Origin of the sequence: Pseudomonas sp. ADAK7, from assembly GCF_012935675.1 — a bacterium.
Classification (GTDB): domain Bacteria; phylum Pseudomonadota; class Gammaproteobacteria; order Pseudomonadales; family Pseudomonadaceae; genus Aquipseudomonas.
The window spans coordinates 5,850,934-5,874,625 of record NZ_CP052861.1 but is presented as its reverse complement, the minus strand read 5'-3'; the positions used below and the strand labels follow the sequence as shown (position 1 = coordinate 5,874,625).

Annotated in this window: 19 protein-coding genes; 8 read left to right on the top strand and 11 right to left on the bottom strand. The window is 59.5% G+C overall.

Annotated elements, in window-relative coordinates; all coding sequences use genetic code 11:
* Positions 1–34 precede the first annotated feature (34 nt).
* The 3 genes from HKK53_RS27040 to HKK53_RS27030 are packed head-to-tail and all read left to right on the top strand — an operon-like array spanning position 35 to position 4,205.
* Positions 35–994 carry a cytochrome-c peroxidase gene (locus HKK53_RS27040; RefSeq protein ID WP_169373283.1) on the top strand — a complete coding sequence of 320 codons (960 nt, stop codon included), beginning with the start codon at positions 35–37 and terminating at the stop codon, positions 992–994.
* Positions 991–2,802, top strand: a complete 1,812-nt coding sequence (locus HKK53_RS27035) for a DAHL domain-containing protein (RefSeq protein WP_169373282.1) — start codon at positions 991–993, stop codon at positions 2,800–2,802. Before HKK53_RS27040 ends, HKK53_RS27035 begins: the two co-directional genes overlap by 4 nt.
* Positions 2,799–4,205 (top strand): ATP-binding protein, encoded by a 1,407-nt coding sequence (locus HKK53_RS27030; protein ID WP_169373281.1) that lies wholly within the window; start codon positions 2,799–2,801, stop codon positions 4,203–4,205. Before HKK53_RS27035 ends, HKK53_RS27030 begins: the two co-directional genes overlap by 4 nt.
* A 104-nt stretch (positions 4,206–4,309) precedes the next feature.
* Here the strand turns inward: HKK53_RS27030 and HKK53_RS27025 are convergent, their stop codons facing one another.
* On the bottom strand, positions 4,310–5,635 hold the full coding sequence (locus HKK53_RS27025; protein WP_169373280.1) for an APC family permease: 1,326 nt from the start codon (positions 5,633–5,635) through the stop codon (positions 4,310–4,312).
* Between the two features lie 159 nt (positions 5,636–5,794).
* On the bottom strand, positions 5,795–6,616 hold the full coding sequence (locus HKK53_RS27020; RefSeq protein WP_169373279.1) for a carbon-nitrogen hydrolase family protein: 822 nt from the start codon (positions 6,614–6,616) through the stop codon (positions 5,795–5,797).
* 127 nt (positions 6,617–6,743) lie between these two features.
* On the opposite strand from HKK53_RS27020, the gene HKK53_RS27015 reads away from it, so the two are divergent.
* Both HKK53_RS27015 and HKK53_RS27010 read left to right on the top strand, forming a co-directional pair.
* Entirely contained in the window at positions 6,744–7,544 is an 801-nt protein-coding gene (locus HKK53_RS27015; RefSeq protein ID WP_169373278.1) for a helix-turn-helix transcriptional regulator, read from the top strand.
* A 151-nt stretch (positions 7,545–7,695) separates the two neighbouring features.
* Positions 7,696–9,315, top strand: a complete 1,620-nt coding sequence (locus HKK53_RS27010) for an FMN-binding glutamate synthase family protein (protein WP_169373277.1) — start codon at positions 7,696–7,698, stop codon at positions 9,313–9,315.
* 171 nt (positions 9,316–9,486) lie between these two features.
* Here the strand turns inward: HKK53_RS27010 and HKK53_RS32705 are convergent, their stop codons facing one another.
* The 4 genes from HKK53_RS32705 to HKK53_RS26995 all read right to left on the bottom strand — a co-directional run bounded on the left by HKK53_RS32705 (position 9,487) and on the right by HKK53_RS26995 (position 12,154).
* Positions 9,487–9,924 carry a hypothetical protein gene (locus HKK53_RS32705; protein ID WP_237150619.1) on the bottom strand — a complete coding sequence of 146 codons (438 nt, stop codon included), beginning with the start codon at positions 9,922–9,924 and terminating at the stop codon, positions 9,487–9,489.
* Between the two features lie 78 nt (positions 9,925–10,002).
* Positions 10,003–10,185: a hypothetical protein gene (locus HKK53_RS32700; RefSeq protein ID WP_237150617.1), complete on the bottom strand. Its 183-nt coding sequence runs from the start codon at positions 10,183–10,185 to the stop codon at positions 10,003–10,005.
* Positions 10,182–10,556 carry a GtrA family protein gene (locus HKK53_RS27000; protein WP_169373276.1) on the bottom strand — a complete coding sequence of 125 codons (375 nt, stop codon included), beginning with the start codon at positions 10,554–10,556 and terminating at the stop codon, positions 10,182–10,184. The genes HKK53_RS32700 and HKK53_RS27000 overlap by 4 nt, the downstream gene beginning before the upstream one ends.
* Before the next feature lie 104 nt (positions 10,557–10,660).
* The gene (locus HKK53_RS26995) at positions 10,661–12,154 is read right to left on the bottom strand and encodes a glucosyltransferase domain-containing protein (protein WP_237150616.1); all 1,494 of its coding nucleotides are present in this window, start codon (positions 12,152–12,154) and stop codon (positions 10,661–10,663) included.
* Positions 12,155–12,362: 208 nt separating this feature from the next.
* On the opposite strand from HKK53_RS26995, the gene HKK53_RS26990 reads away from it, so the two are divergent.
* Positions 12,363–13,487, top strand: coding sequence for an OpgC family protein (locus HKK53_RS26990; RefSeq protein ID WP_169373275.1), 1,125 nt, complete (start codon positions 12,363–12,365; stop codon positions 13,485–13,487).
* 52 nt (positions 13,488–13,539) lie between these two features.
* On the opposite strand, the gene HKK53_RS26985 is transcribed toward HKK53_RS26990, so the two are convergent.
* On the bottom strand, positions 13,540–14,961 hold the full coding sequence (locus HKK53_RS26985; RefSeq protein ID WP_169373274.1) for an amino acid permease: 1,422 nt from the start codon (positions 14,959–14,961) through the stop codon (positions 13,540–13,542).
* 624 nt (positions 14,962–15,585) lie between these two features.
* Here HKK53_RS26985 and HKK53_RS26980 point away from each other — a divergent pair.
* Both HKK53_RS26980 and HKK53_RS26975 read left to right on the top strand, forming a co-directional pair.
* The gene (locus tag HKK53_RS26980; RefSeq protein WP_133840163.1) at positions 15,586–16,044 is read left to right on the top strand and encodes an REP-associated tyrosine transposase; all 459 of its coding nucleotides are present in this window, start codon (positions 15,586–15,588) and stop codon (positions 16,042–16,044) included.
* 780 nt (positions 16,045–16,824) lie between these two features.
* The gene (locus tag HKK53_RS26975) at positions 16,825–19,938 is read left to right on the top strand and encodes a transglycosylase domain-containing protein (protein ID WP_169374301.1); all 3,114 of its coding nucleotides are present in this window, start codon (positions 16,825–16,827) and stop codon (positions 19,936–19,938) included.
* Here HKK53_RS26975 and HKK53_RS26970 read toward each other — a convergent pair.
* From HKK53_RS26970 to HKK53_RS26955, 4 genes are read right to left on the bottom strand one after another with little or no spacing between them, the layout of a single operon-like run.
* Complete coding sequence (locus HKK53_RS26970; protein ID WP_169373273.1) at positions 19,935–21,176, bottom strand: hypothetical protein; 1,242 nt, start codon at positions 21,174–21,176, stop codon at positions 19,935–19,937. The genes HKK53_RS26975 and HKK53_RS26970 overlap by 4 nt on opposite strands.
* Entirely contained in the window at positions 21,173–21,667 is a 495-nt protein-coding gene (locus HKK53_RS26965; protein ID WP_237150614.1) for a CS1 type fimbrial major subunit, read from the bottom strand. Before HKK53_RS26965 ends, HKK53_RS26970 begins: the two co-directional genes overlap by 4 nt.
* Positions 21,664–22,404, bottom strand: a complete 741-nt coding sequence (locus HKK53_RS26960) for a molecular chaperone (protein WP_169373272.1) — start codon at positions 22,402–22,404, stop codon at positions 21,664–21,666. The genes HKK53_RS26965 and HKK53_RS26960 overlap by 4 nt, the downstream gene beginning before the upstream one ends.
* Before the next feature lie 52 nt (positions 22,405–22,456).
* Positions 22,457–23,692 carry a hypothetical protein gene (locus HKK53_RS26955; RefSeq protein WP_237150612.1) on the bottom strand — a complete coding sequence of 412 codons (1,236 nt, stop codon included), beginning with the start codon at positions 23,690–23,692 and terminating at the stop codon, positions 22,457–22,459.

The window sequence follows — 23,692 nt, the reverse complement described above, 5'->3', positions numbered from 1 at the left end:
ACGACACCCAGGCCAACCGCCAAGGAATCATCCGATGTCGCCCTCCCCTGCCTTTGCACTCGCGGTGTTTGTATTGGCGATCAGCCTGACCGCCAGCGGCGCACCGCTGGACGAACCGCTTAAACCGTTACCCGCCGTGCCACAACAGAATCCCCTGCGGGTCGAACTCGGTCGCCAGTTGTTCAATGAGCCACGGTTGTCGGTCAACAACAGCCTGTCCTGCGCCGGTTGCCATCGACTGGAAAGCGGCGGTGCCGACAACAAGCCGTTTTCCATTGGGTTCAACGGCCACCCGGTGGCCGTTAATACCCCTAGCGTGTTCAACGCCACCCTGAACTTCCGGCAGTTTTGGAATGGCCGGGTCGGCACCCTGGAAACCCAGGTCCACGAAGTGGTGCAGAGCCCCGCCGAAATGGGCAGCAACTGGGAACACGTGGTGCAGACGCTGAGCGCCGACCCTATCTATAAAGCCGCGTTCGCCAACGCCTACCCGGACGGCGTGACCATGGGCAATGTGCAAAATGCCCTGGCCACCTACGAGCGCACGCTGCTCAGTGCCAACTCGCGCTTTGATCAATACCTGCAAGGCAATACCGACATTCTGACGCTCGATGAAAAGTACGGTTATCAGCGCTTCAAGGACTACGGCTGCATTACCTGCCACCAAGGGGTGAACATCGGCGGCAACATGTTCCAGAAATTCGGGGTCATGGGCGATTACTTCCAGACACGGGGCAACCCCACCGAATCCGACCTGGGACGCTACCTGGTGACCAAGGATGAAGAGGACCGCAACGTGTTCAAGGTCCCGAGCCTGCGCAACGTCGCCGTGACCGCGCCGTATTTCCATGACGCCTCGGCAACAACCCTCGAAGAGGCGGTGGATGTGATGTTCACGTTCCAGCTCGGGCGCGTGCCTTCGGACGAAGACAAGGCCCTGATCATCCTGTTCCTCAAGACTCTGACCGGTGAATGGGAGGGCAAGCCTTTATGAGAATGTCCCGCCGTCGCAGCATGGTACTGCTCAGCCTGATAGCCCTGGGCCTGGCCTCGACGCTGCTGTTCCTGTACCTCAAATCCAGCTCTGACCAGACCTCGACCTACACCGAATCCCGGGACGTGATTACCCGGATGAAACAACTCAACGCGCAGTGGGAAACCGAGATCCTCAAGGCCCGGGTCGCCATCAGTCACAACTACGATCCGCTGGTCTCGCCCCTGACCGAGATGACCCAGCTGTGGGAGCGGTTCGACAGCATGGAGTCGAACCATGGCCGCAACGACTCGCCTGCCTGGAACAAAAGCCATGACGCCTACCTGGCCGCCATCCAGGAAAAAACCCGCCTGGTGGAACAGTTCAAGTCCCACAACGCGGTGCTGCGCAACTCCCTGGCGTTTTTACCGACCGCCGAGGACGACATCCAGCAACCCCTGACCCAAGTGACCGATGGCGACCAACTGCAACTGCACAACATCGCCACCGACACCTACGACCTGGTGCTCAGTGCCCTGGAGTTCGCTCAGGTCACCTCTGACGACAAGGCCGCGGATATCCTGTTGGGCCTGAATAAAATGGGGGTGAACAAACTGCGGCTGCCGGAGCCTTTCCACAGCCCCGTCGATATTCTGAACAACCACATTGCGCTGATCCTGCGCGAACAACCGATCGTCAACCGCCTGCTGGAAAACATCGAAGCCATCCCCGTCGCCGAACGCCTGGACGACATCACCAACCTGCTGAACGAAGATCAGCAGCAGTCCGATGCGGTCTATCAGCGCTACCACTTCTACATGCTGGTGTTTTCGGTGCTGCTGGTGCTGGTGCTGGTGTATCTGGCGATCCGGCTGATGCGCAGTTACACCGAGATCAGCCGCGTCAACAAAGCGCTGCAAACGGCTAACGATGACCTGGAACTACGGGTTGAAGAGCGCACCCGGGAACTGCGCGATACCCAGAGCGAACTGCTCGACACCGCGCGCCAGGCCGGCATGGCCGAGATCGCCACCAACGTGTTGCACAACGTCGGCAATGTGCTCAACAGCGTGAACATTTCCGCTGATCTGGTTACCCGCAAACTGCGCAGCAGCAAGGCTTTGGGGCTGGGCAAGGCGATGCAACTGATCAACGAACATCCCGCAGACCTGGGCAGTTTTCTCAGCGAGGACGCCAAGGGCAAATTACTGCCCGGCTACCTCAATCAACTGGTGGACGCGATTGCCCTCGAACAACAGGGCATGACCGACGAACTGGCCCAACTGACTAAAAGCGTCGACCACATCAAGGACATCGTCGCCACCCAGCAATCCTACGCGGGCGCCAACAGCCTGATGGAACCGCTGCACATCAGCGAATTGCTGGAGGACGCCCTGCGCATGAACTCCGGCGCCCTGACCCGACACCACGTCACGGTGGTCAAGGAGTACAGCGACGTACCCCGGGTCATGGGCGACAAGCACCGCTTGCTGCTGATCCTGATCAACCTGATCAGCAACGCCAAATACGCGATGTCCGATCTCAGCGACCGTCCTCGGCAGATGACCCTTGGGGTGAAAATCGTCGACGACACGATTCTGCAAGTCAGCGTCAAGGATGACGGCGAAGGCATCCCCGAGGAAAACATGACGCGAATCTTTGCCCACGGGTTTACCACCCGCAAGGAGGGCCATGGTTTCGGCCTGCACAGTTGTGCCCTGGCCGCCATCGAGATGAACGGCCACCTCACCGCCCATAGCGACGGGCCAGGCAAAGGTGCACAGTTCACGCTGCAGATTCCTTTGAAAACCGTAGCAGGTGACGCATGAAAGAACTTTCGAATCGACGCATTTTGTTGATCGATGACACACCGTCCATTCATGTCGACTTTCGCAAGATCCTCACCCCGAACCCTGTGCAACACGTGGAACTGGATGAGATGGAGGCCGCGCTGTTCGGCGCTGAAGCCAAATCCGCCAGCGCATTGTTCGAACTGGACTCGGCCTTCGGCGGCCAGGAAGGCCTGGGCAAACTCAAATTCGCCATGAAGGAAAACCGTCCCTACGCCATGGCGTTCGTCGACATGCGCATGCCCGATGGCTGGGACGGCGCGCAGACCATCGAACACTTGTGGCAGGAAGACCCGCGCCTGCAAGTGGTGGTGTGCACCGCCTATTCCGATTACTCGTGGGATGAACTGCTCGACCGTTTGCAGGCCCATGACCGGCTGCTGATCCTGAAAAAGCCGTTCGACAATATTGAAGTACAGCAGATGGCCAATACCCTGCTGACCAAATGGGACATGACCGAACGCGCCTCGGTCCAGATGCACCACCTGGAGCACCTGGTGGACCAGCGCACGACGCAGTTCAAACAGGCCAGCGAAGCCTTGCAGCGGGAAATCGACGAGCGCAAACAGCTTGAATCGCAACTGGTGCAATCGGAAAAACTCGCCTCGCTGGGGCAGCTGGCGGCCGGCGTCGCCCATGAAATCAACAACCCCATCGGCTTCATTTCCTCCAACCTCGGTTGCCTGGAAGGCTACTTCAAGCAACTGCAGGAAATGCTCGACGCCTACCGCAGTGCCGAAGAGGCGATTACCTCAACCGAGGTGATGGAGCGCCTGGGCGTGCTGCGCGAACGCATCGAGCTGGAGTTCCTGCGCGAAGACATTCCGCTGCTGATCAAGGAGTCCAAGGACGGCATCAGCCGGGTCGGGCAGATCGTCAAGGATCTGAAGGATTTCTCCCGGGTCGACTCCAACCAGGAATGGCAGTGGGCCAATCTGCAACAGGGCATCGACTCGACCCTGAACATCGTCGCCAACGAACTCAAGTACAAGGCCGACGTGGTGAAGGCCTATCAGGTGCTGCCGGAAATCGAGTGCCTGCCGTCGCAAATCAACCAGGTGATCATGAACCTGATCGTCAACGCCTCCCAGGCCATCGGGGCGGAACGCGGCACCATCACCCTGAGCACCGGGCTGGCGGGGGAAACCGTGTGGATCGAAGTCGCCGACACCGGCTCGGGCATCGAGCCGCAGACGTTGCAGAAAATCTTCGACCCGTTCTTCACCACCAAGCCGATTGGCCAGGGCACCGGGCTGGGGTTGTCACTGTCGTACGGGATCGTGAAAAAGCATCACGGGGATATTTCGGTGCGCAGCGTCGTCGGGACGGGCACGACGTTCCGCGTCGAACTGCCAGTGCGCCAGACCAAACTGGCGAGCTGAACACCAGTCCTGTAGGAGCGAGGCTTGCCCGCGAAGAACGATGACGCGGTGTGTCAGACCCGCCGCCTTCGCGAGCAAGCTTCGCTCCTACAGGTATATGCAAGTCAGGTGGCTTCCTGGAAATCCATCTCCGGCGGCTGGCGACGGAACCCGCCCGTCAGCACCGCCAGGTACACCACGCCAATCGCCAGCCAGCTCAGGCCCAGGTAAATCGCCAGGTGATCGAGGCTGACCATCAGCCACAGGTCCGCGACCAGGCCAATGAACGGGAACACCAGGAACAGCACTAGCTCACGCGGGCCTTTCTTCTCGCCGCCGATCCAGTAATGGAAGATCACCGACAGGTTCACCAGGCTGAAGGCCAGGAAGGCGCCGAAGTTGATGAACGAGGTCGAGGTGGTCACGTCCAGTTTCAGGGCGAGCAACGCCACCACCGCGCACAACAGGATGCTGTTGACCGGCGTGCCGAATTTCTCATGCAAGGTGCCAAAGAACGACTTGGGCAACACGCCGTCGCGGCCCATGGCAAAGAGCAACCGCGAACCACTGGCCTGGGCCGACAGCCCCGACGCGAATTGACCGACGATCAGGCCGATGAGGAAGATTGAGACGAACAGGTCGCCGCCAATGTTGCGGGCAATTTCATAAGCCGCCGAGTCGACACTGTCGAACTGGAACGACGGGTGGGCGATCTGCACGAAGTACGACACGCCGACAAAAATCAGACCGCCGATCAGGGTAATCAGCATAATCGCCCGGGGAATGGTGCGGCGCGGGTCGCGGGTTTCCTCGGTCAGGGTGCTGACCGCATCAAAGCCCAGGAACGAGTAACAGGCGATGGCCGCGCCGCTCATGATCAGCGGCAGGTGCATGTCGCCGTTGAAGAACGGTTTGACTGTCCACAACGGTGTGCTCGCATCGCCGCCGATGTAGTGGATGCACAGCGCGACGAAGGCGATCAGTACCAGGAATTGCACCAGCATCAGCAAGGCATTGATGCCGTTGGCCAGTTTCAGGCCGACGATATTGATCGCGCTGGTGATGCCGATGAACGCCAGCACCCAGATCCACTGCGGCACGGCCGGGAACGCGGAGTTGAGGTAAGCCGCGCCGATCAGCCAGATCGCCATCGGCAGGAACAGGTAATCGAGCAGCACCGCCCAACCGGCGATGAACCCGAGTTTCGGGCTGATGGCTTTGCGCACATAGCTGTAGGCCGAGCCGGCGACCGGAAACGCGGCGGCCATGCGCCCGTAGCTCATGGCGGTGAAGAACATCGCCACCAGCGCCGCCAGGTAAGCGGCCGGGACCATGCCCGCGGTGGATTGAGCGAGGATGCCAAAGGTGCCGAGCACAATGATCGGCGTCATGTAGGCGATGCCGAACAGCACCACCGAACCCAATGACAGGGTGCGTTGTAAACGAGCCATGAGCGACTACTCCGAATTTATTAGATTTATGGCAGAGCCGAGTTCGGCGCAATGATCGTTCCCACGCTCCGCGTGGGAATGCCCGCGTCCCCTTCAGAGCCGAACGCGGAGCGTCCGTGGAGGCATTCCCACGCAGAGCGTGGGAACGATCGGATCAACTTACTTCCCTGGAATCAGCAACTCCCGCAATCCATTGGCATGCTCAACAATCTCCCCCGGCAACTTCAGCCGCTGATCATCCAGATACCGATAATCCTGCCGCGCCGCCGCCAACCGGTTCAGGTCCAGCTCCACCGCAAACTGCCCCTCCTCGCGCCCGGCTTCGAACAGCAACGTACCCAGCGGATCCACCAGCGCACTGCCGCCGGCAAACAACAAGCCGCCATCGCCTGCTTCCACCCGGTTGACCATCAGCGCAAACGCCTGGTTTTCCTGGGCGCGGGCCATGATCGCGGTGCGGTGAGTCGGGCCGTACGGGTCCATGTTGCCGTTGGTCACCAGCAGCACTTCAGCGCCCAGTTGCGCCAGGGCGCGGGCGGTTTCGGGGAATTCGATGTCGTAGCAAATCAGCAGGCCGACCCGCACACCGTTCCACAGACAGGTGGCATAACGATCACCGGGTTCGTAGACGCCGCGATCCGAGGCCCACAAATGCGTCTTGCGATAACGCAGGGCAATGCCTTCGGGAGTAATCAGCAGCGTGGTGTTGTAGAAACGGCCGTTGTCGTTCTCGGCCATGCCCACCACCACCGCGATCTTGCGTTCGCGGGCGGCGGCGATCACGGCGCTGACGGTCGGGCCGTCCAGCGGCTCGGCGACCTGGGCCACGGTCTCTTCCGACGCAAAGCCCATCAAGTGGCCTTCCGGGAACATGATCAGTTGAGTGTCGGCGGCGCAGCCGGCAATCGCAGCCAGGGCGCGTTCGAGGTTGTAAGCCGTGTCATTGTCACGGCCCGCCAATTGGGCGAGTTCGACCTTCATGGGTATTCCTTGTTATGAGCGCCGGGGATGCAGAAAGATTGCCCGGTCGTTGTCTGTGCGCCAGTATGCGCAGCAAGCAACCGGCCAGGGAATTACGCGGCCGGGGTAACCCGATAGGGGTAGATGCATGACTCTCTCGCTGGATGACATCGCCTGGCACCGTTCGGTGGGGCAACTGATCGACGCCCTCGACAAGCCGAACTTCTGGACGCAACTGGTCCGGTTGCTGGATCAGTACGTGGATTTCGACAGCTGGGTGGTGCTGCTTTTCAGCGCCGACCAGCACCCGCAGGTGTTCGCCGAATGCCCTGGCGAGGACGGCAGCCCCGATCAACTGTTCCAGGATTACCTGCGCGGCTTGTACCTGCTGGACCCGTTCTACATCGCCTGCCGCGAACAGTCGCGCACCGGGCTCTATCGCCTGTCGGAAGTGGCGCCGGAGCACTTCGAGCTGACCGAGTATTACCAGCGCTACTTTCGTCTGAATGTGGTGGCCGACGAAATCCAGTTCAATTGCCAGCTCGAAGGCGACCGTACGCTGTGCCTGTCGTTGGGCAGCAAGCAGCGTTTCAGCGGCCAGCAGATCGCCTTGCTGTCGCTGATCCAGCCGTGGGTGCTCGGCCTGTTGCGCCAGCGCCTGCCCTATGAAATCAACGAAGTCGTGGCCCTGGCCCCCGCGCCGCCGCAGGTCGACTGGCGGGTGCAGCTGGAAGCCTCGGTGCAGCAACTCAAAGGCGCGCAACTGACCGCCCGGGAACTGGATGTCGGGCGTTTGATGCTCAGCGGTTGCTCCAGCAAAGAAATCGCCCGTAAGCTGGAAATCTCCGTAGAAACCGTGAAAGTCCATAAGAAACACATGTACAGCAAGCTGGGGATCAAGTCCCAGTCGGAGCTGTTTTCGATATTCCTGCAGGCGCAAAACGCCTGAAACACCACCGTCCCGTAGGAGCGAAGCTTGCTCGCGAAGAGGCCGTCAAATTCAACATTGATGGTGGCTGATACACCGCTTTCGCGAGCAAGCTTCGCTCCTACAGGGATAGCGTGTTGCACATAACCGAGTCCGAACCCAGGGAAACCGTATGAGCCTGTCACTCCTGAGCCGCTACGCCTTCTTTGCTGCCTGTGTGATTTTCACCCTCGCCAGCCTGCCCTTCCTGCAACACGACTGGCTCTGGCCGATCACCGCCATCACCGGCGTGCTGAGCCTCGTCGGCCTGTTCGACCTGCTGCAAAGCCCCCACGCCGTGCGCCGCAACTACCCGATCCTCGGCAACATCCGTTATCTGGTCGAAGGCATCCGCCCGGAAATCCGTCAGTACCTGCTCGAATCCGACAGCGACGCCCTGCCCTTCTCCCGGGCCCAGCGTTCGCTGGTGTATTCGCGCGCCAAGAACGAAAGCGCCGACAAACCGTTCGGCACGTTGATTGACGTGTATCAGTCCGGCTTCGAATTCATCGGCCACTCGATGCGCCCGGCACCACTGAGCGACCCGAGCGGTTTTCGCGTCATGGTCGGCGGTCCGCAGTGCACCCAGCCGTACTCGGCGTCGGTGTTCAATATCTCGGCCATGAGCTTCGGCTCCCTCAGCGCCAACGCCATCCGCGCGTTGAACCAGGGCGCCAAGCTCGGCAACTTCGCCCATGACACCGGCGAAGGCAGCATCAGCGCTTATCACCGGGAAAACGGCGGCGACCTGACCTGGGAACTCGGCAGCGGCTACTTCGGTTGCCGTACCGCCGAGGGCCGCTTCGACCCGGAACGCTTCGCCGCCCAGGCGCAAACGCCGCAAGTGCGGATGATCGAAATCAAGATGAGCCAGGGCGCCAAACCCGGCCACGGCGGGATCTTGCCCAAGCACAAAGTCACCAAGGAAATCGCCGAAACCCGCGGCATCATGATGGGCGAAGACTGTATCTCGCCGTCGCGGCACAGCGCGTTTTCCACGCCGATCGAACTGATGCACTTCATCCAGCAACTGCGTGAACTGTCCGGCGGCAAACCGGTGGGCTTCAAGTTCTGCCTCGGCCACCCGTGGGAATTCATGGGCATCGCCAAGGCCATGCTGGAAACCGGCATCCTCCCGGACTTTATCGTCGTCGACGGCAAGGAAGGCGGCACCGGCGCCGCACCGGTGGAGTTCACCGACCACATCGGCGTGCCGATGCGCGAAGGTTTGCTGTTCGTGCACAACACGCTGGTGGGCTTGAACCTGCGGGACAAAATCAAACTCGGCGCCAGCGGCAAGATCGTCAGCGCTTTCGACATCGCCAGCGTCCTGGCCATCGGCGCCGACTGGGCCAACTCCGCGCGCGGCTTCATGTTCGCCATCGGCTGCATCCAGTCGCAAAGCTGCCACACCAACAAATGCCCGACCGGCGTGGCGACCCAAGACACCCTGCGCCAGCGCGCGTTGGTGGTGCCGGACAAGGCCCAGCGCGTATTCAACTTCCACCGCAATACCCTGAAGGCCCTGGCTGAAATGCTGGCGGCCGCCGGGCTGGAACATCCTTCGCAACTGTCGGCAAAGCATCTGGTACGACGCATGTCGGCGACCGAGATTAAATTGTTCTCGCAGTTGCATGTGTTCTTGAAGCCGGGGGAATTGTTGACCGGGGAAGTGAACGGCGAGTTTTATTCGCGGATGTGGCAGATGGCTCGGGCGGATAGTTTTGAGCCGGGTGAGGTGGCTGCTGCGTAAGCGTTATTTGCACACTAGCCTCATCAGAGGCTGGCGCTGCATCGAGAATGAAGAGGCGGGCCTCGATACCCTCACCTTTGATAGTCAAGGTTTGCTTCCAGTTATTTGCCAACAACTCATGATTCTCTGGTTTGGATGCGTCGGTTATCCACCAGATCCTTTTCGCGGTTTTCAATGCGTCAACATCATTGAAAAAAATCCAATGCCGATGTTCAGGTATGAGTGCATACCCCCCCGATCCAGGCGTCTCCTGAATGTGTCCATCGAAGATCTGATGTGAAACCTCGGCTGGATATTCGTGGTGTTGTAGTAAGTGAATGGCAAGAAATAAATCAACGTGTCGAGAACCACTTCGTCACCGGGAAGGGCCTGCCGATTGATCTCACAAGTTATTTCTTCCAGTCCGGAATACTTGCGAAGACTGGTTCCATTCACTTCCTGACTGTAACGAACCGAGACGGGTAGTAATGCCAGTAACACTGAAGCCATCCAAGTTGCCCTTCGTATTGCAATCAGGCTCATCAGCCTGATGCACAATAACAACGTTCCAACATCGAACAGAGCACTCAGAATTCGCGCCGACAGAACACCGTTACCAAACAACAGCATCCAGTAATGCAGCAAGAAATAGTACAGAGGCGGATGAACGTCCCGTGCGCTAATGGACCAGATTTGCCAAGGCGTCTGCTATGCCAGCAACAAGCTAAAGGCTTCGTCATACCAAACGGCGGGCACGGTACTGCCGTGAAGCCGAATGGCTAGCGCAAAAATCGTTACCGCCATCAACCCGATCGCATCGGCAAATAAGCGCGGAGAAACCTTGCGGTGCGTGAGCGTCAAGTCGCTGATTGGCTGAAGGTTACTGTTCATGCCTCACGCCCACGAGCCAGCACAAACTTCGAAAAGAAGAACCCGCACACAAGGCATAACAATGAAAACGAACTCACCGTCACCAGACCGTGAAGCTGCCATACATCGCCGAAATGCCCGACGCCATAACTCATGACGCCCATAAAACCAATGAACAGCAAATACACCAATACCGACGCTTTGTTATCCAGGGTATAGAGCGTATTGACATAGAAGGAAAAGGTCGCCGCGACGCAATAGGCCGCTAAATTACTCGCCGCCTGGCTGAGTTCAGCGGCAGTGGAGAGGACATAAAACAGCTGCCAATGAATTAATGTATTGGCCAATCCAATGAATGCGTAGGTGGAGAATCCTTTCCATATGGGTTTCATGCCGACTCCCGCGTTGCCGTTGCAGGTGCCCTTGAAACTAAAATCACGACGTCGTGCCGTCTACTGTCAGAAATTACAGGTCTCACGCTGTTCCGGACCAACGGTCACCAATGCAGTTCAGTGATCGGCTTCGGTTCCTTCATCACGATAAAACCGTAATCCCCGAGTAAATAAATGCGGTAGTACTGGCTATCCACCAATGGCACAAACCCCTGATACCCGACCCGCGTCGCATTGCGCCGCTCCCGCTCGGCCACCACATTGGTGATGCCGGCCTTCGGCAGGTTTTCGGCGAGCATGTAGTAGTCGGTGTTGAGCAAATAGTGCAGCACCGGCAGTTGCTTGAATGACCCGGCCGCACCGATCAGCCAGTGGTCGGAGTAAGTCACCGACAGGTAAATGCGCTTGGCATCGCGCAGGGCCGGGCGGGAGGCGATGTCGTAGCTCAGGGCATTGAGCGCGGTGTTGGCGAAGGTCTTCTGCAGCACGAACACCCGGCCATAGGCGAAGGACAGCGAGAGCATGGCCAGCAGCGGGATCAGCAACAGCAGCGGCAGTCGTGGGTGCAAGGCCGTCAACGCCAGGTGACTGAGGTAGAACAGCAACAGCAGCACCACGGAAAACCCCATCAGGGTCCGGGCGCCTTCGTTGAAGTCACGGAAAAACAGCGCGGCGCCGGGTACCAGAAACACCACGACCGGCACGATCAATACGCAAACAAACCCCATCACGATTTTCTTCGGCCCCGTCTCCTGCCGTCCGATGAGCAGGACAGCGCCGGCAGCCGCACACAGCAGCAGCCCCGCAAACACCCAGCCGAAGCCACCGTGAAACAGCAACATGACCTTTTCCAACACCCGGGCCGCGCTGGTTTCGATTTGCAGCAGGGGCGCCACCTCCCCGTTCAACAGTTGGGTGCGTTGCTGATTCATGTAGGCCCCCGCCGTGGCGAAGTAGATCAACCAGGCCAGCGCCACTTGCGCGGCTTTCCAGCCGATCAACCGCCACCACTCGGGCCAGGGCAATCGGGCACTCGCCGTACGCAGCAGCTCCAGGGCACACAACCCGAGAAACACATTGATGCTGACCTGATACATCCCCAATCCCAGGGCAATCAGCAACGCGGGGACGACCAGTTGCTGAACGCGGGAGGCACTGCGAAAAGTTATCGCGAAGATCACCGCCACCAGGCTCAACGCCATGGCCGGCCCGTCATATTGATAGGACAGGTTTTGCAGCAGGAATGGGTTGTACCAGAACGCCAACACTACCAGGCAATGGGTGACTGTCGGTTCGGCAAAGTAGTGGAAGGTCAGGCGGCTCAATGCCCAGGCCATCGCCACTGTGGCGATCAGCAAGGGCAGCGGGAAAATGTTCGGCGCCGCATCGGTGAAGGTCAGCCCGTTGTAAAACAGCTGCGTGAATAAGCGACCCTCCCCGGCCCAACCCATGCCGGCGGCCAGGGAACGCCAGTTGTCATCGATATACGGGTAGTCGGCGAGGATCAATGGCAGGACGTAGGCAAAGGTCGCCATGAGAAAAAACAGCCAGACCCGACGGCCACCGAGTTCTCTGTCGAGCCAATCGCCCATCCTCATGTCGGTGCCCCTTGGGGTACTGCATTCGACCCATAACGTATTGAACCCGCGGCAAGCTGTAGATCACTGGTTTTTAGACAGACGGTGAGGCGGGGCAATATCCCGTAATATCCCGACTTTGCAATTGCCGGCCAATCACGCCACCCTGCGCGCCGCCCATCCGCGGCACGCAATACTCCTTTTTCATACCGTTCAAGAGCCCTCAGTCATGACGTCTGAACGCGATCACCGAATCGACTTTTTTCGAGGCCTGGCCCTGATCTTCATTTTCTGGGATCACGTGCCGCACAACCCGCTCGGCCAAATCACCCCGCGTAACTTCGGTTTCAGCGATGCCGCGGAGATTTTCGTGTTTCTCGCCGGGTACGCGGCGGTGCTGGCCTACGGCAAGATTCTCAAGCGTGACGGTTACCTGATCGCCTGCGTGAAAATCCTGCGTCGCACCTGGGTGCTTTACGTGGTGCATATCTTTTTGCTGGCGATGCTGATGGGCATCGTGTTCTTCGCCAACAGCCACGTGGAAACCCGCGACCTGGTGGAAGAAATGGGCATGCATCACTTCATCACCAACCCCCAGCAGGCGCTGACGGATGAGTTGCTGTTGCGCTTCAAACCCAACCTCATGGACCCGTTGCCGCTGTACATCGTGCTGCTGGCGGGTCTGCCGTTGGTGCTGCCTATGCTGTTGCGCAAACCCTGGGCGGTGGTGGCGGTGTCGTTGACGGTGTACCTGCTGGCGCCGTGGTTCGGCTGGAACCTGGCCGCCATCAAGGATGGCGTGTGGTACTTCAACCCGGTGGTCTGGCAACTGTTGTTTGTGCTCGGTGGCGCCGCCGCTGTGCATGGGCAGCGCCCGCGACAGCCCGATACCCGCCCGCTGCTGCGCCAGCCATTGTTTGTCAGCGCAGCGGTGTACGCGATGCTCGCCGGGGTGATTACGATCGCCTGGCGCTGGCCGGAAATTCACGACGCCGTGATGCCGGCGTGGCTGAGCAACCTGCTGTACCCGATCAGCAAGACCGACCTGTCGCCGGTGCGCTTACTGCATTTCCTCGCGCTGGCCTACGTCACCGCCAAGCTGTTGCCTGACAGCGGCTGGACGCAAAACTGGCTGGCGCAACAGAGTTGCCGCATGGGCCGTTACTCACTGGAAATCTTCTGCCTCGGCGTGCTGTTGGCGCCCTTGGCGGACATGGTCAATGCCATGACCGACGATGCCTTTGCCATGCAGATTTTTACTGCGCTGGTGGGGGCCGGGTTGATGGCGGTGTTGGGGGCCTGGCTGGATTTCAACAAGCGCCTGACTCAATCACCACAAATCGCGACAGCCTGAAACGAAAAAGCCCCGGCCAATTGACCGGGGCTTTTCATTCACGCGTTACATCTTACGAAGCCGATCGCACCGCACCTTGCGTCGCATTGGTCGGTTGCAGCTTGAACACATAGAACAACACCGTCAGCAGCACCAGGAACGCCGGGCCGACATACAACGCCACGCGGGTATCCGGGAAGTACGCCATCAGCCCAACCACCAGCACCAAAAATGCCAGCGCCAGGTACGAGCTGACCGGGTACAGCCACATCTTGTATTTCAGAGCGGCCCGTTCGCTGGCGCTCAGGCCTTTGCGGAATTTGAGCTGGGCCAGCAGGATCATCACCCAGGTCCAGATCGCGCCGAAGGTGGCAATCGCGGTGACCCAGACGAAGACTTTCTCCGGGACCATGTAGTTGAGCAGCACGCCCAGCAACAGCACGAAGATCGACAACAGCAACGCGCGACGGGGTACGCCGTTACTCGATGTGGTGGCGAAACCGGCCGGGGCCTGGCCGTTCTGCGCCAGGCTGTACAGCATACGGCCGGTGCTGAAGATGCCGCCGTTGCAGGACGACAGCGCCGCAGTAATCACCACGAAGTTGATGATGCCGGCGGCGGTCTTGATGCCAAGACGCTCGAAGGTCATCACGAACGGACTGCCCTGGGTGCCGATTTCATTCCACGGGTAGATCGACAGAATCACGAACAATGCGCCGACGTAGAACAACAGGATCCGCCAGAACACCGAGCCGATCGCGTTAGGAATGGTCTTCTGCGGGTTCTTCGCTTCACCGGCGGTCAGGCCGATCATCTCGACGCCGAGGTAGGCGAACATCACCATTTGCAGGGACATCAACACGCCTTGCACGCCGTTGGGCATGAAGCCGCCATGGGCCCACAGATTGGAAACCCCCAAGGCCACACCGTCATTGCCGAAGCCGAACGCGATCACACCGATACCGCCGATCACCATGGCAATGATGGTGACGATCTTGATCAGGGCGAACCAGAACTCGAACTCGCCGAAGGCCTTCACCGCGATCAGGTTGATGGTGCCCATGCTGACCAGCGCCGACAGTGCCCAGATCCAGCGGGGCACCTCGGGGAACCAGACGCCCATGTACACCGCCACTGCGGTGATTTCCGCGACGCAAGTCACCAGCCACAGGAACCAATAGTTCCAACCGGTCAGAAAGCCCGCCAACGGGCCGAGATAGTCTTGAGCGTAACGGCTGAAGGAGCCGGCGACCGGGTTGTGCACGGCCATTTCGCCGAGGGCGCGCATGATCACCAGGATCGCCAGACCACCAATGATGTAGGACAGCATGATCGCCGGGCCGGCCATTTCGATGGCCTTGGCCGAACCGAGGAACAGGCCGACGCCGATACAGGCACCGAGTGCCATCAAGCGAATATGCCGTTCGCCCAGTTCGCGTTTAAGCGGGCCGCCCTGAGCGGTCTCGCCTTGGGGCAGATGATTGCCTGCTGGCATAGGGGTACAACCTCGTCTTGTTATTGGATATGACCACCGAGCATCGAAGCGTCGACCGATAAGCCGTTGCTTGCCTGAAACCGGACCTGCCTTTTGGGCAAACCCGTCTTGTAGGACAAAACCTGCAAGATCAGCGGGGCGTGCAGTATAAAAAGCTTCCGACAGGGTTTTTCACTCTATAAACCACAACATTCAGCGAGAACTCTCGCTAAAAGCGGCGTTTACGGAGGGGCATTAACTGGCTTTTGCCGCAATAGCCATCGTGAAAAACGGCGGTGAGTATTGCACAGCATTGGTGCATCGTCATGGGTCGACCTTAGTCGGGTTTACTCCTTTAAGGCTCTAACACGGCTATCACAGAGGATGAGTCCCTGTGGCGAGGGAGCTTGCTCCCGCTCGACTGCGCAGCAGGCGCCAACCCTTCAATGAGTTTTGCCTGACACACCGCGGTGGCTGGTTTTGGGCTGCTTCGCAGCCCAGCGCGAGCAAGCTCGCTCGCCACAGTTGCTGGTCGCCACATTGAGTCCTTCAACCGATTCGGAATTCTCATACAGCAGTTGCCGGCTCAAGTAGGAAGCTGGCGGGCTAGGGTCATTTCAGATCACGGCAAAAGGACGCAATGGAATGCAAAAACATCCAAATTCCCATCGGCTACGTCATGGACGATATTCAGAACAAGGGCGAGGCTATCTGATCACGGCCGTCGTATATCAACGTCGTAAGGTTTTCACTGATTGGCGATTGGGACGACTCTTAGTGGCTGAATTCAGGCGAGCCCATGAACAACAATGGGTCAATTCGATTGCCTGGGTCATCATGCCGGACCACTTTCATTGGCTGGTACAACTTGAGCAGCGTTCCCTGGCGCAACTCATGCAAGCTATAAAATCCCGCAGCACATTGAGCATTAACCGAGCATCAGGCACTCAGGGGGCTTTTTGGCAAAGCGGCTATCACGACCGCGCTATCCGCGATGGTGAAGAACTTCTGCCATTTGCTCATTACATCCTCGCCAATCCGGTACGTGCAGGGCTTGTTGAGGAAATCGGCGACTATCCGCTTTGGGATGCTTACTGGCTTTGACAGAACCTCTGAGGCTCCGTGGCGAGGGAGCCTGCTCCCGCTTGAGTGCGCAGCGCTCATACAAAGGGGCTGCTTCGCAGCCCAGCGCGAGCAAGCTCGCTCGCCACAGGGGGACAGTGTTCGACTGAATGGCTTTGGTGGCCGGCATCCGATCCTGGTTTCGAGCAAAACTTCCAAACCTCACCGCTCATTGTGGCGAGGGAGCTTGCTCCCGCTTGAGAACGCAGCGCTCACACAAAGGGTCTGCTGCGCAGCCCAGCGCGAGCAAGCTCGCTCGCCACAGGGGGCAGTGTTCGACTGAATGGCTTTGGTGGCCGGCATCCGATCCTGGTTTCGAGCAAAACTTCCAAACCTCACCGCTCATTGTGGCGAGGGAGCTTGCTCCCGCTTGAGTGCGCAGCGTTCATACAAAGGGGCTGCTTCGCAGCCCAGCGCCAGCAAGCTCGCTCGCCACAGGGGCAGTGTTCGACTGAATGGCTTTGGTGGCCGGCATCCGATCCTGGTTTCGAGCAAAACTTCCAAACCTCACCGCTCATTGTGGCGAGGGAGCTTGCTCCCGCTTGAGTGCGTAGCGCTCACCCAAAAGGGTCTGCTGCGCAGCCCAGCGCGAGCAAGCTCGCTCGCCACAGGGGCGGTGTTCGATTTGATACCTCACTCCCCGTAGCAAACAACCACCCATACGATTTCGAAATTTCTCTATTCACAATTTTTTCATCATCGCCAACCACCGTCTAAGCTTCAGACAAGTCCGATCAATCTGCGTGAATGGATCAGTCGACTATGGGCGCGTTATGGCAAAGCGATTCGAGTAAAACCGTGGTTCCGACTGAACGTGTGGATGATGCGCCTTTACCTGAAAAACCCCGTCGTGCCAAACACGGCTGGAAGGCGTTCTGGTTGTTGCTGCTGATTATCCTGGTGGTGCTGGGCCTGGCCGCCGCCAAGGAAATGCGCACGTCGAAGTTTCAGGCCCGGGAAGTCAGCAAATTTGCCGCGTCCCTGAGCTATGAAGTGCAACCCGGTCCGAGCGATGCGATTCGCTACCCCGGGGCCGGTCCGTTCGATTTGCGTTTGGGCTACAGCTCCATGGGGGATTTCCTGCCGCGGCTGCTCAAGCGCAATTACGTGATCGCCGCGCAAACCCGATTTTCACCGGCGCTGATGAGCTATAGCGACAAGGGCTTTTTTGTCCCGTATTCGGAAAAAATCCAGGCGGGACTAACGATCACCGATTGCCGGGCGGCGCCGGTGTATCAGTTCAACTATCCACAGCAGCTCTATTCCAGCTTCGACTCGATTCCACCGGTGGTGGTCAACAGCTTGCTGTTCATCGAAAACCGTTTCCTGCTGGATCCCAAACAGCCCCTGGCCAACCCGGCCGTGGACTGGCCGAGGTTCGGCATGGCCGCATGGTCCCAGGTGGCCAAGCTGATGCACCTGCCAGGCCAGTCGGCCGGCGGCAGTACCTTGGCGACGCAGCTGGAGAAATACCGCCACTCCCCCGACGGCTTGACCGTGTCCGGCGCGGAGAAGATCCGGCAGATGATTTCCGCCAGCGTGCGCGCTTATCAGCCCGGCCCGCAAACCTTGCAGGTGCGGCAAAATGTGGTGCGCGACTACCTCAACAGCGTGCCGCTGTCGGCGGTCCCCGGTCACGGTGAAGTGCATGGCATGGCCGAAGGTTTGCGGGTCTGGTACGGCGCCGATTTCAACAAGGCCAATGAAAAGCTGGCCAGCACCGCCACCGACCCGAAAACCATGGCCGACAAAGGCCTGGCCCTGCGGGAAATACTGTCCTTGATGATCGCCCAACGCCGCCCTTCCTATTACCTGACCAAGGGCCACGAAGAACTGGCCAATCTCACCGACAGCCACGTTCGCCTGCTCGCCTTGAACAACGTCATCGATGCGCCACTGGCCGCCGCCACACTGGCCAGCAAGGTGACGTACCGCGACTGGCAGACCCAGCCGACCCTCCAGCCGATCGAAACCAACAAAGGCATCAGCACCGCCCGCAGTCGCCTGGCGTCCATGCTCAACCGGCCGCTGTATGATCTCGACCGTCTCGACCTGTCGGCCACCAGCACCTTGCAAAGTGACTTGCAGGCGCAAGCCACCGAGTACCTGAAACACCTGGCCGACCCGGTGTTCGCCGGACAGATCGGCCTGATCGGCGAACGCCTGCTCACCCCCACCAGCACCACGGCGGTGCGCTACAGCTTCACCCTGTTCGAGCTGACCCCGGACGGTTCCCGCGTGCGGGTGCAGACCGACAGCACCGACCAGCCGTTCGATATCAATGAAGGCAGCAAACTGGAATTGGGCTCCACCGCCAAGATGCGGGTGCTGACCACCTACTTGCAGATCATCTCCGAGCTGCACGACAAGTACGGCGACAAGACTGTGGCCGAGCTGAAAAAAACCGATGTCCCGGACCAGGATCGCCTGAGCCGCTGGGTGGTCGATTACCTGATCCAGAACACCGACCGCAGCCTGCCAAAAATGCTCGGCGCCGCCCTCGACCGCAAATACTCGGCCAGCCCCGGCGAGGCGTTTTTCACCGGTGGCGGCCTGCACGTGTTCCACAACTTTCGCAACGAAGACAACGGCCGCATGCCGACCCTGCGCGATGCCATCCGGGAGTCGATCAACCTGCCGTTCATTCGGCTGATGCGCGACATCGTGCGCTACACCACCTACTCCGGCCCCAACAGTAGCGCCGAACTGCTCAAGGACGACCGCAACCCACGGCGTCAGGAATACCTGGCGTCGTTCGCCGACAAGGAAGGCACGTCGTTCCTGCTCAAATTCTGGAAAAAGTACAGGAACAAGGACACCGACGCGCGCCTGGAAACCTTCCTCGACAGCATGCGCCCGACCCCGATTCGCATGGCCGCCGTGCACCGTTATCTCTACCCGGACGCCGAACAGACCGCCTTCAACACCTTCGTGCGCGCACACCTCAAAGGCGCCAAGGTCACCGAAAAACTCACCGACGAACGTCTTGAACGGCTCTACCTGAGCTACGGCCCTGGCTCTTATGATTTGCCCGACCAAGGCTTCATCGCCAAGGTCCACCCGCTGGACCTGTGGCTGATCGGCTACTTGCTGGGCCACCCGGACGCCAAGTGGAGCGAGATCGTCAAGGCCAGCCAGTTTGAACGCCAGGAAGTCTACAGCTGGCTGTTCAAGAGCAAACACAAGGGCGCCCGGGACAGTCGCATCCGCACCATGCTGGAGATCGAGGCGTTCCTCGACATTCATCAGCGCTGGCAGAAAGTCGGCTACCCGTTCGATCACCTCGTGCCTTCCCTGGCTACAGCCATCGGCAGCTCCGGCGACCGCCCTGCCGCGTTGGCCGAACTGATCGGCACCATCCTCAACGACGGCATCCGCATGCCGACCCTGCGCATCGACAGCCTGCATTTCGCCGCCAATACGCCGTATGAAACCCAAGTGATCAACGACCCCAACGTCGGCAAACGGGTCATGCCATCGGAAGTCGCCACCGCCATGCGCGAAGCCTTGTCGCACGTAGTGGACGCCGGTACTGCGAAGCGGGTCTCCGGCAGCTTCAAGACGCCGGACGGCACCGCGCTGGCCATGGGCGGCAAGACCGGCACCGGGGATAACCGTATCGAAGCCATTGGCTCCGGTGGGCGGATTCTCAGTTCCAAATCGATCAACCGTACCGCGACCTTCGTGTTCTACATTGGCGAACACCACTTCGGCACCTTGACCGCGTTCGTGCCGGGGCGCTCGGCGGAATCCTTCAAGTTCACCTCGGCATTGCCGGTGCAGGTGCTCAAGGGCATGGCGCCGATCCTGACGCCGTATCTGCAACCGGGGCGCAACACCGAGTGTCTGGCGCCGACCGTCACGGCGAGCAATTAAACCTCGGAGTCCCAGATCACCGTCACATCACCGGAGAATCGCGCGCTGCCCAGGTCGAGCATCTGCTTGACGCCGTCCCGCTCCACGGAGAAATGCAGCGTCCCGGGTTTGCGCGCCACGTACAGGCTCGGCTCGAAACGCTCGGTGCCCTGACCGTCGAGGCGCAAGGGTTGGCGGTTGACCGCCTGGCCGTTGCGCGTCAGGCCATAGGGCAGGCTCACCGCCACGTGCACCGGCACCCGATTGCCCGCCGCATCTTGCAAGCCGCAGGTGTTCCCCAGGTCGATGGCACAGCCCAATTGCATCTTGAATGGCGTCGACGCGTAGATATTGAAGGTCTGATCGCGCAGCAACCGGGTCGGCTGACGGCGCCGTTGCAACCACGCCTGCCAGCCTTCCTGCGGCACCAATTGCACTGCGTTACCGCCGGGTGGCATTTCCACGGCAAGCACGTGATTCACGGTCAAGGTGAAGTGGAGCTGGATACTGTTGGTGCTGGGCCGCATGACATCGCCCATGTCGAAGTCGGCTCCCGGGCCGACGCTGTACACCATCGAACCGGTGTAGGTACCCGGGGCCATTTTCAGCGGATTGGGTGTGCGCAACTCATAGGCGAAATCCACGCTTACATAGCTGAGTTCGGGGATATCGAATGCCGCCTGCTTGGAACACACACCGACCACCGGCGTCCTCCAGAAAAACGTCCAGCTCCAATCGTCGATGCCGGAAGCGGGACCATCCGTGCAGGGTAAAGGTGCGGCGAGCCAGTCCCCGCTGGACCACAGCCGGTTATGAGCCGGATAAGGGTTCATTTCTACGCCGATCAGTTCCTGGACCCGACGCGACAACCGATATTTGCCCCCGATGCCCGCCATACGAATCTGTACTACGGCATTGTTGAGGTCACCCTCATCCGTGACATTCACATCTCTCCAGTCCGCGGGCGCGTTGAACATCGCCCCCTGGCGCGGGTTGGGGTGACGGGCGGCAATCATCTGATCGGAATTGACCGAAATGGCAGTGGCAATGCTGAAAATCTTCCATCGTGCGCAGTCAGCCGGCAAGGTGGCGCAGTAACCGCTATTGACCGTCGTATTCTTGAATTCATTGACCTGCGGCCGCGCCGGATCCGGCGTGAAAGCGGCCGTGATCTCGATAACCTCGGCCAACGCCGGCACCGCCAACGCATACAACAACACTGCTCCGGCACCTCGGGCGAAAACGCTACTCACGCTCATGGATTCACCGCATCAAATATCAATTGCACCGTCCCGTAATACTGGCCAGGGACGTAGCCTTCGGCGGGTTGCATCGCGACGATGTCCAGGCGCACCCGCTGACCGATGCGGGCCTGCTGTTCTTCCACCACCGGGGAATCGAGCAACGACAACGATTCGCCGTTGAACCATACCTTGAGGTCAATACGCTCCCGGCCATTAAACAGAAACGGCTCGGCTGCCAACCGCGCGGAGATACTGCCGCTGGCGTTTTTCACATCGAAATGCTCGCGCAATGGACTGAGTTCGGCACTGACCGGGTTCCACGCCATGACCTGCTCGCGCTCCAGAAACCCCGGATTCACCGGCAGCACGTAAAACTCGCTGGTAGGAATGGTCACCGAGACGTGAAAGGTTTGCTCTTCCCGCACCGCCAGCGCGTGATTGCAGGCCAACAGCAACGCGGCGCACAGGGTGATCTGGATTCCGCGCTTGAGACCTGAGCGATTCACCCTTTCACCTCATAGTTTTTCTGCGCCGCCCCTTCCACCAGTTTGAACCGGTACTGACGCCCCGCCTGCTTCTCGAAACGAAACGCCTTGCCCGGCAGTACATGGTTTTTGGTGATCGGCTGGCAGTCGTTTTCATCGCTGGCGGCGCAGTCCTTGAAGTCGTCGACCACCACCACGGTGTTGCCGTTATTGCTCAACGCATACTGGCCGGCACGATCGTCGATCTGCGTGTTGAAACGCGCATCCTTGGGTCGCACAAAGAAAATCGTGCCGTACCCGGCCAACACGTTGACCCCGGCCGAGAGGGTCTTTTTGTACTCGTCGCGCTCCTCGCTGGATACCGCGAACTCGTCCTCCTTTTCCGGTACCACCGGCACGAAGCGCACGCGGAAATAACGTTCGCGCTCGCGCTCGCCCATAAACAACAGGCGGGTGCCCTGCATGCCGTTCACCGGCACAATCAAGCGCGCCGGGCTGGCCATCAGACCGTCCCGGGCGCTGCTGTCGGCCTGGGACTTGATCGGCAGTTCCGTGGGTTTGCCCTCGGCGTCATAGACGATTTCGTGAATGTTGATCTTGACGAAGGCAGTACTGTCGCCGCCATTGAAGACCCGTTTCAGGTAGGTGCTTTTGTCGCCATCCAGGTAGTCATAGACCACCCCGACATTGATCGCCGGCCCGGCCTCGGCCAACAACGGTAACAAGCCTGCACCCAGCAGTGCCCACAGACGTTTCATCGCTTTCGATCCCTCAAGTAAACGCTGCCCGGAAACCTTCCGGCAGCCATGATCAAATTTCCGAACTCCAGATAACCGTGACGTTGCCCGAATAGGTCTTGCCCACGCCGGTGAGCATCTCTTCGACTTTTTCCCGGGCAATTTCGAAGTGCAGCACACCGGGTTTGCGGTCAACGTAATGCCCCGGCTGGAACAGTTCGGTGCCACTGCCATCACGCAGCAACGGGCGGCGGCTGACGGGCTGGCCGGCGGCATCGGTCAAGCCGCTGGGCAAGGTCACACTGATGTTCAACGGCACCGCCCCGCCGGACTCCGGCTCGCGCACCAGGCACTCGTTGCCGCCATCGCCGTACTGGCAGTCGAGCTGCATCTTGAAGCGGCTGGAGACTGAGATATTGAAGGTCTGGTCGCGGAACAATCGCTCCGGACGCCGATTACGTTGCAGCCAGGCCTGCCAGCCACCTTGCGGGACCAATTCGACCCGATTACCGCCGGGGGGCACTTCGACCTTGAGGGTGTGTTGCACGTCCAGGTTGAAGTTAAAGGTCAAGAGGCTGTCGTTGGGAATCATGATGTCGCCGAAGTCAAAATCCTGATGCGGCCCAACCGTGTAAGTGATCGATCCGGTGTAATGCCCGGTGGACATGCCCAAAGGATTGGGCGTTCTCAGTTCATAGGCGTATTCGAAGTTGACATACCTGAGCTCCGGCACTTCGACAACGTGAGTCAGGCTGCAGGTCCCAGCCCCTTCAGGCACAACCCAGAACCACAGTAAATATTGGCTGGTGCCGGTCCCCATCCCAGTCGTCAAACAAGGCGCCGGTGCGTAGACAAAGGTTCTAGGCGACCATGAATGGATGGTTCCGGGACGGGTAACATCAAAGCGATTGCCAATCCCGGCTATTCGTACCTGAACCGTTTCCCGCTCGCCTTTGTCGGAAACCACTTCCAAGCTGCGCCACTCGGAAGGGACTTTGAACATCACTCCTTTACGCACATCTACAGGCCCTGGCCCAACATGATTAAGTACCAGCGGCGTATTGGACGTGAAATTGATATCCCATGTACGAATGCTGAAAATCCCAAGGGCCTCGCATCGAGCCGGCATGTGCCCCGGACACACCCCGCTTTGAGGTGTGGTATTGACGAATTTGTTCAGCAGCGGATTGCTCGGGTCAGGTTTGAACACCGCCGTAATCTCTTGCGTGGCGGCAGCAGCGCAAAGCGTGACTAGCCACAGCAATGCAACGGCAACCCTACAACACGCTTTAATCATTTGTTTTTTCAT

Excerpts from the sequence above, each read along its gene's own strand:
- HKK53_RS27000 (WP_169373276.1), bottom strand. The coding sequence starts at position 10,556 with ATGAAACCCATATGGAAAGGATTCTCCACCTACGCATTCATTGGATTG.
- HKK53_RS27015 (WP_169373278.1), top strand. The coding sequence starts at position 6,744 with ATGACTCTCTCGCTGGATGACATCGCCTGGCACCGTTCGGTGGGGCAA.
- HKK53_RS32705 (WP_237150619.1), bottom strand. The coding sequence starts at position 9,924 with ATGCTGTTGTTTGGTAACGGTGTTCTGTCGGCGCGAATTCTGAGTGCT.
- HKK53_RS26975 (WP_169374301.1), top strand. The coding sequence starts at position 16,825 with ATGGGCGCGTTATGGCAAAGCGATTCGAGTAAAACCGTGGTTCCGACT.
- HKK53_RS27040 (WP_169373283.1), top strand. The coding sequence starts at position 35 with ATGTCGCCCTCCCCTGCCTTTGCACTCGCGGTGTTTGTATTGGCGATC.
- HKK53_RS27030 (WP_169373281.1), top strand. The coding sequence starts at position 2,799 with ATGAAAGAACTTTCGAATCGACGCATTTTGTTGATCGATGACACACCG.
- HKK53_RS26955 (WP_237150612.1), bottom strand. The coding sequence starts at position 23,692 with ATGAAAAAACAAATGATTAAAGCGTGTTGTAGGGTTGCCGTTGCATTG.
- HKK53_RS26985 (WP_169373274.1), bottom strand. The coding sequence starts at position 14,961 with ATGCCAGCAGGCAATCATCTGCCCCAAGGCGAGACCGCTCAGGGCGGC.
- HKK53_RS26970 (WP_169373273.1), bottom strand. The coding sequence starts at position 21,176 with ATGAGCGTGAGTAGCGTTTTCGCCCGAGGTGCCGGAGCAGTGTTGTTG.
- HKK53_RS27025 (WP_169373280.1), bottom strand. The coding sequence starts at position 5,635 with ATGGCTCGTTTACAACGCACCCTGTCATTGGGTTCGGTGGTGCTGTTC.
- HKK53_RS32700 (WP_237150617.1), bottom strand. The coding sequence starts at position 10,185 with ATGAACAGTAACCTTCAGCCAATCAGCGACTTGACGCTCACGCACCGC.
- HKK53_RS27010 (WP_169373277.1), top strand. The coding sequence starts at position 7,696 with ATGAGCCTGTCACTCCTGAGCCGCTACGCCTTCTTTGCTGCCTGTGTG.
- HKK53_RS26980 (WP_133840163.1), top strand. The coding sequence starts at position 15,586 with ATGCAAAAACATCCAAATTCCCATCGGCTACGTCATGGACGATATTCA.
- HKK53_RS26990 (WP_169373275.1), top strand. The coding sequence starts at position 12,363 with ATGACGTCTGAACGCGATCACCGAATCGACTTTTTTCGAGGCCTGGCC.
- HKK53_RS26960 (WP_169373272.1), bottom strand. The coding sequence starts at position 22,404 with ATGAAACGTCTGTGGGCACTGCTGGGTGCAGGCTTGTTACCGTTGTTG.
- HKK53_RS26995 (WP_237150616.1), bottom strand. The coding sequence starts at position 12,154 with ATGAGGATGGGCGATTGGCTCGACAGAGAACTCGGTGGCCGTCGGGTC.
- HKK53_RS27020 (WP_169373279.1), bottom strand. The coding sequence starts at position 6,616 with ATGAAGGTCGAACTCGCCCAATTGGCGGGCCGTGACAATGACACGGCT.
- HKK53_RS27035 (WP_169373282.1), top strand. The coding sequence starts at position 991 with ATGAGAATGTCCCGCCGTCGCAGCATGGTACTGCTCAGCCTGATAGCC.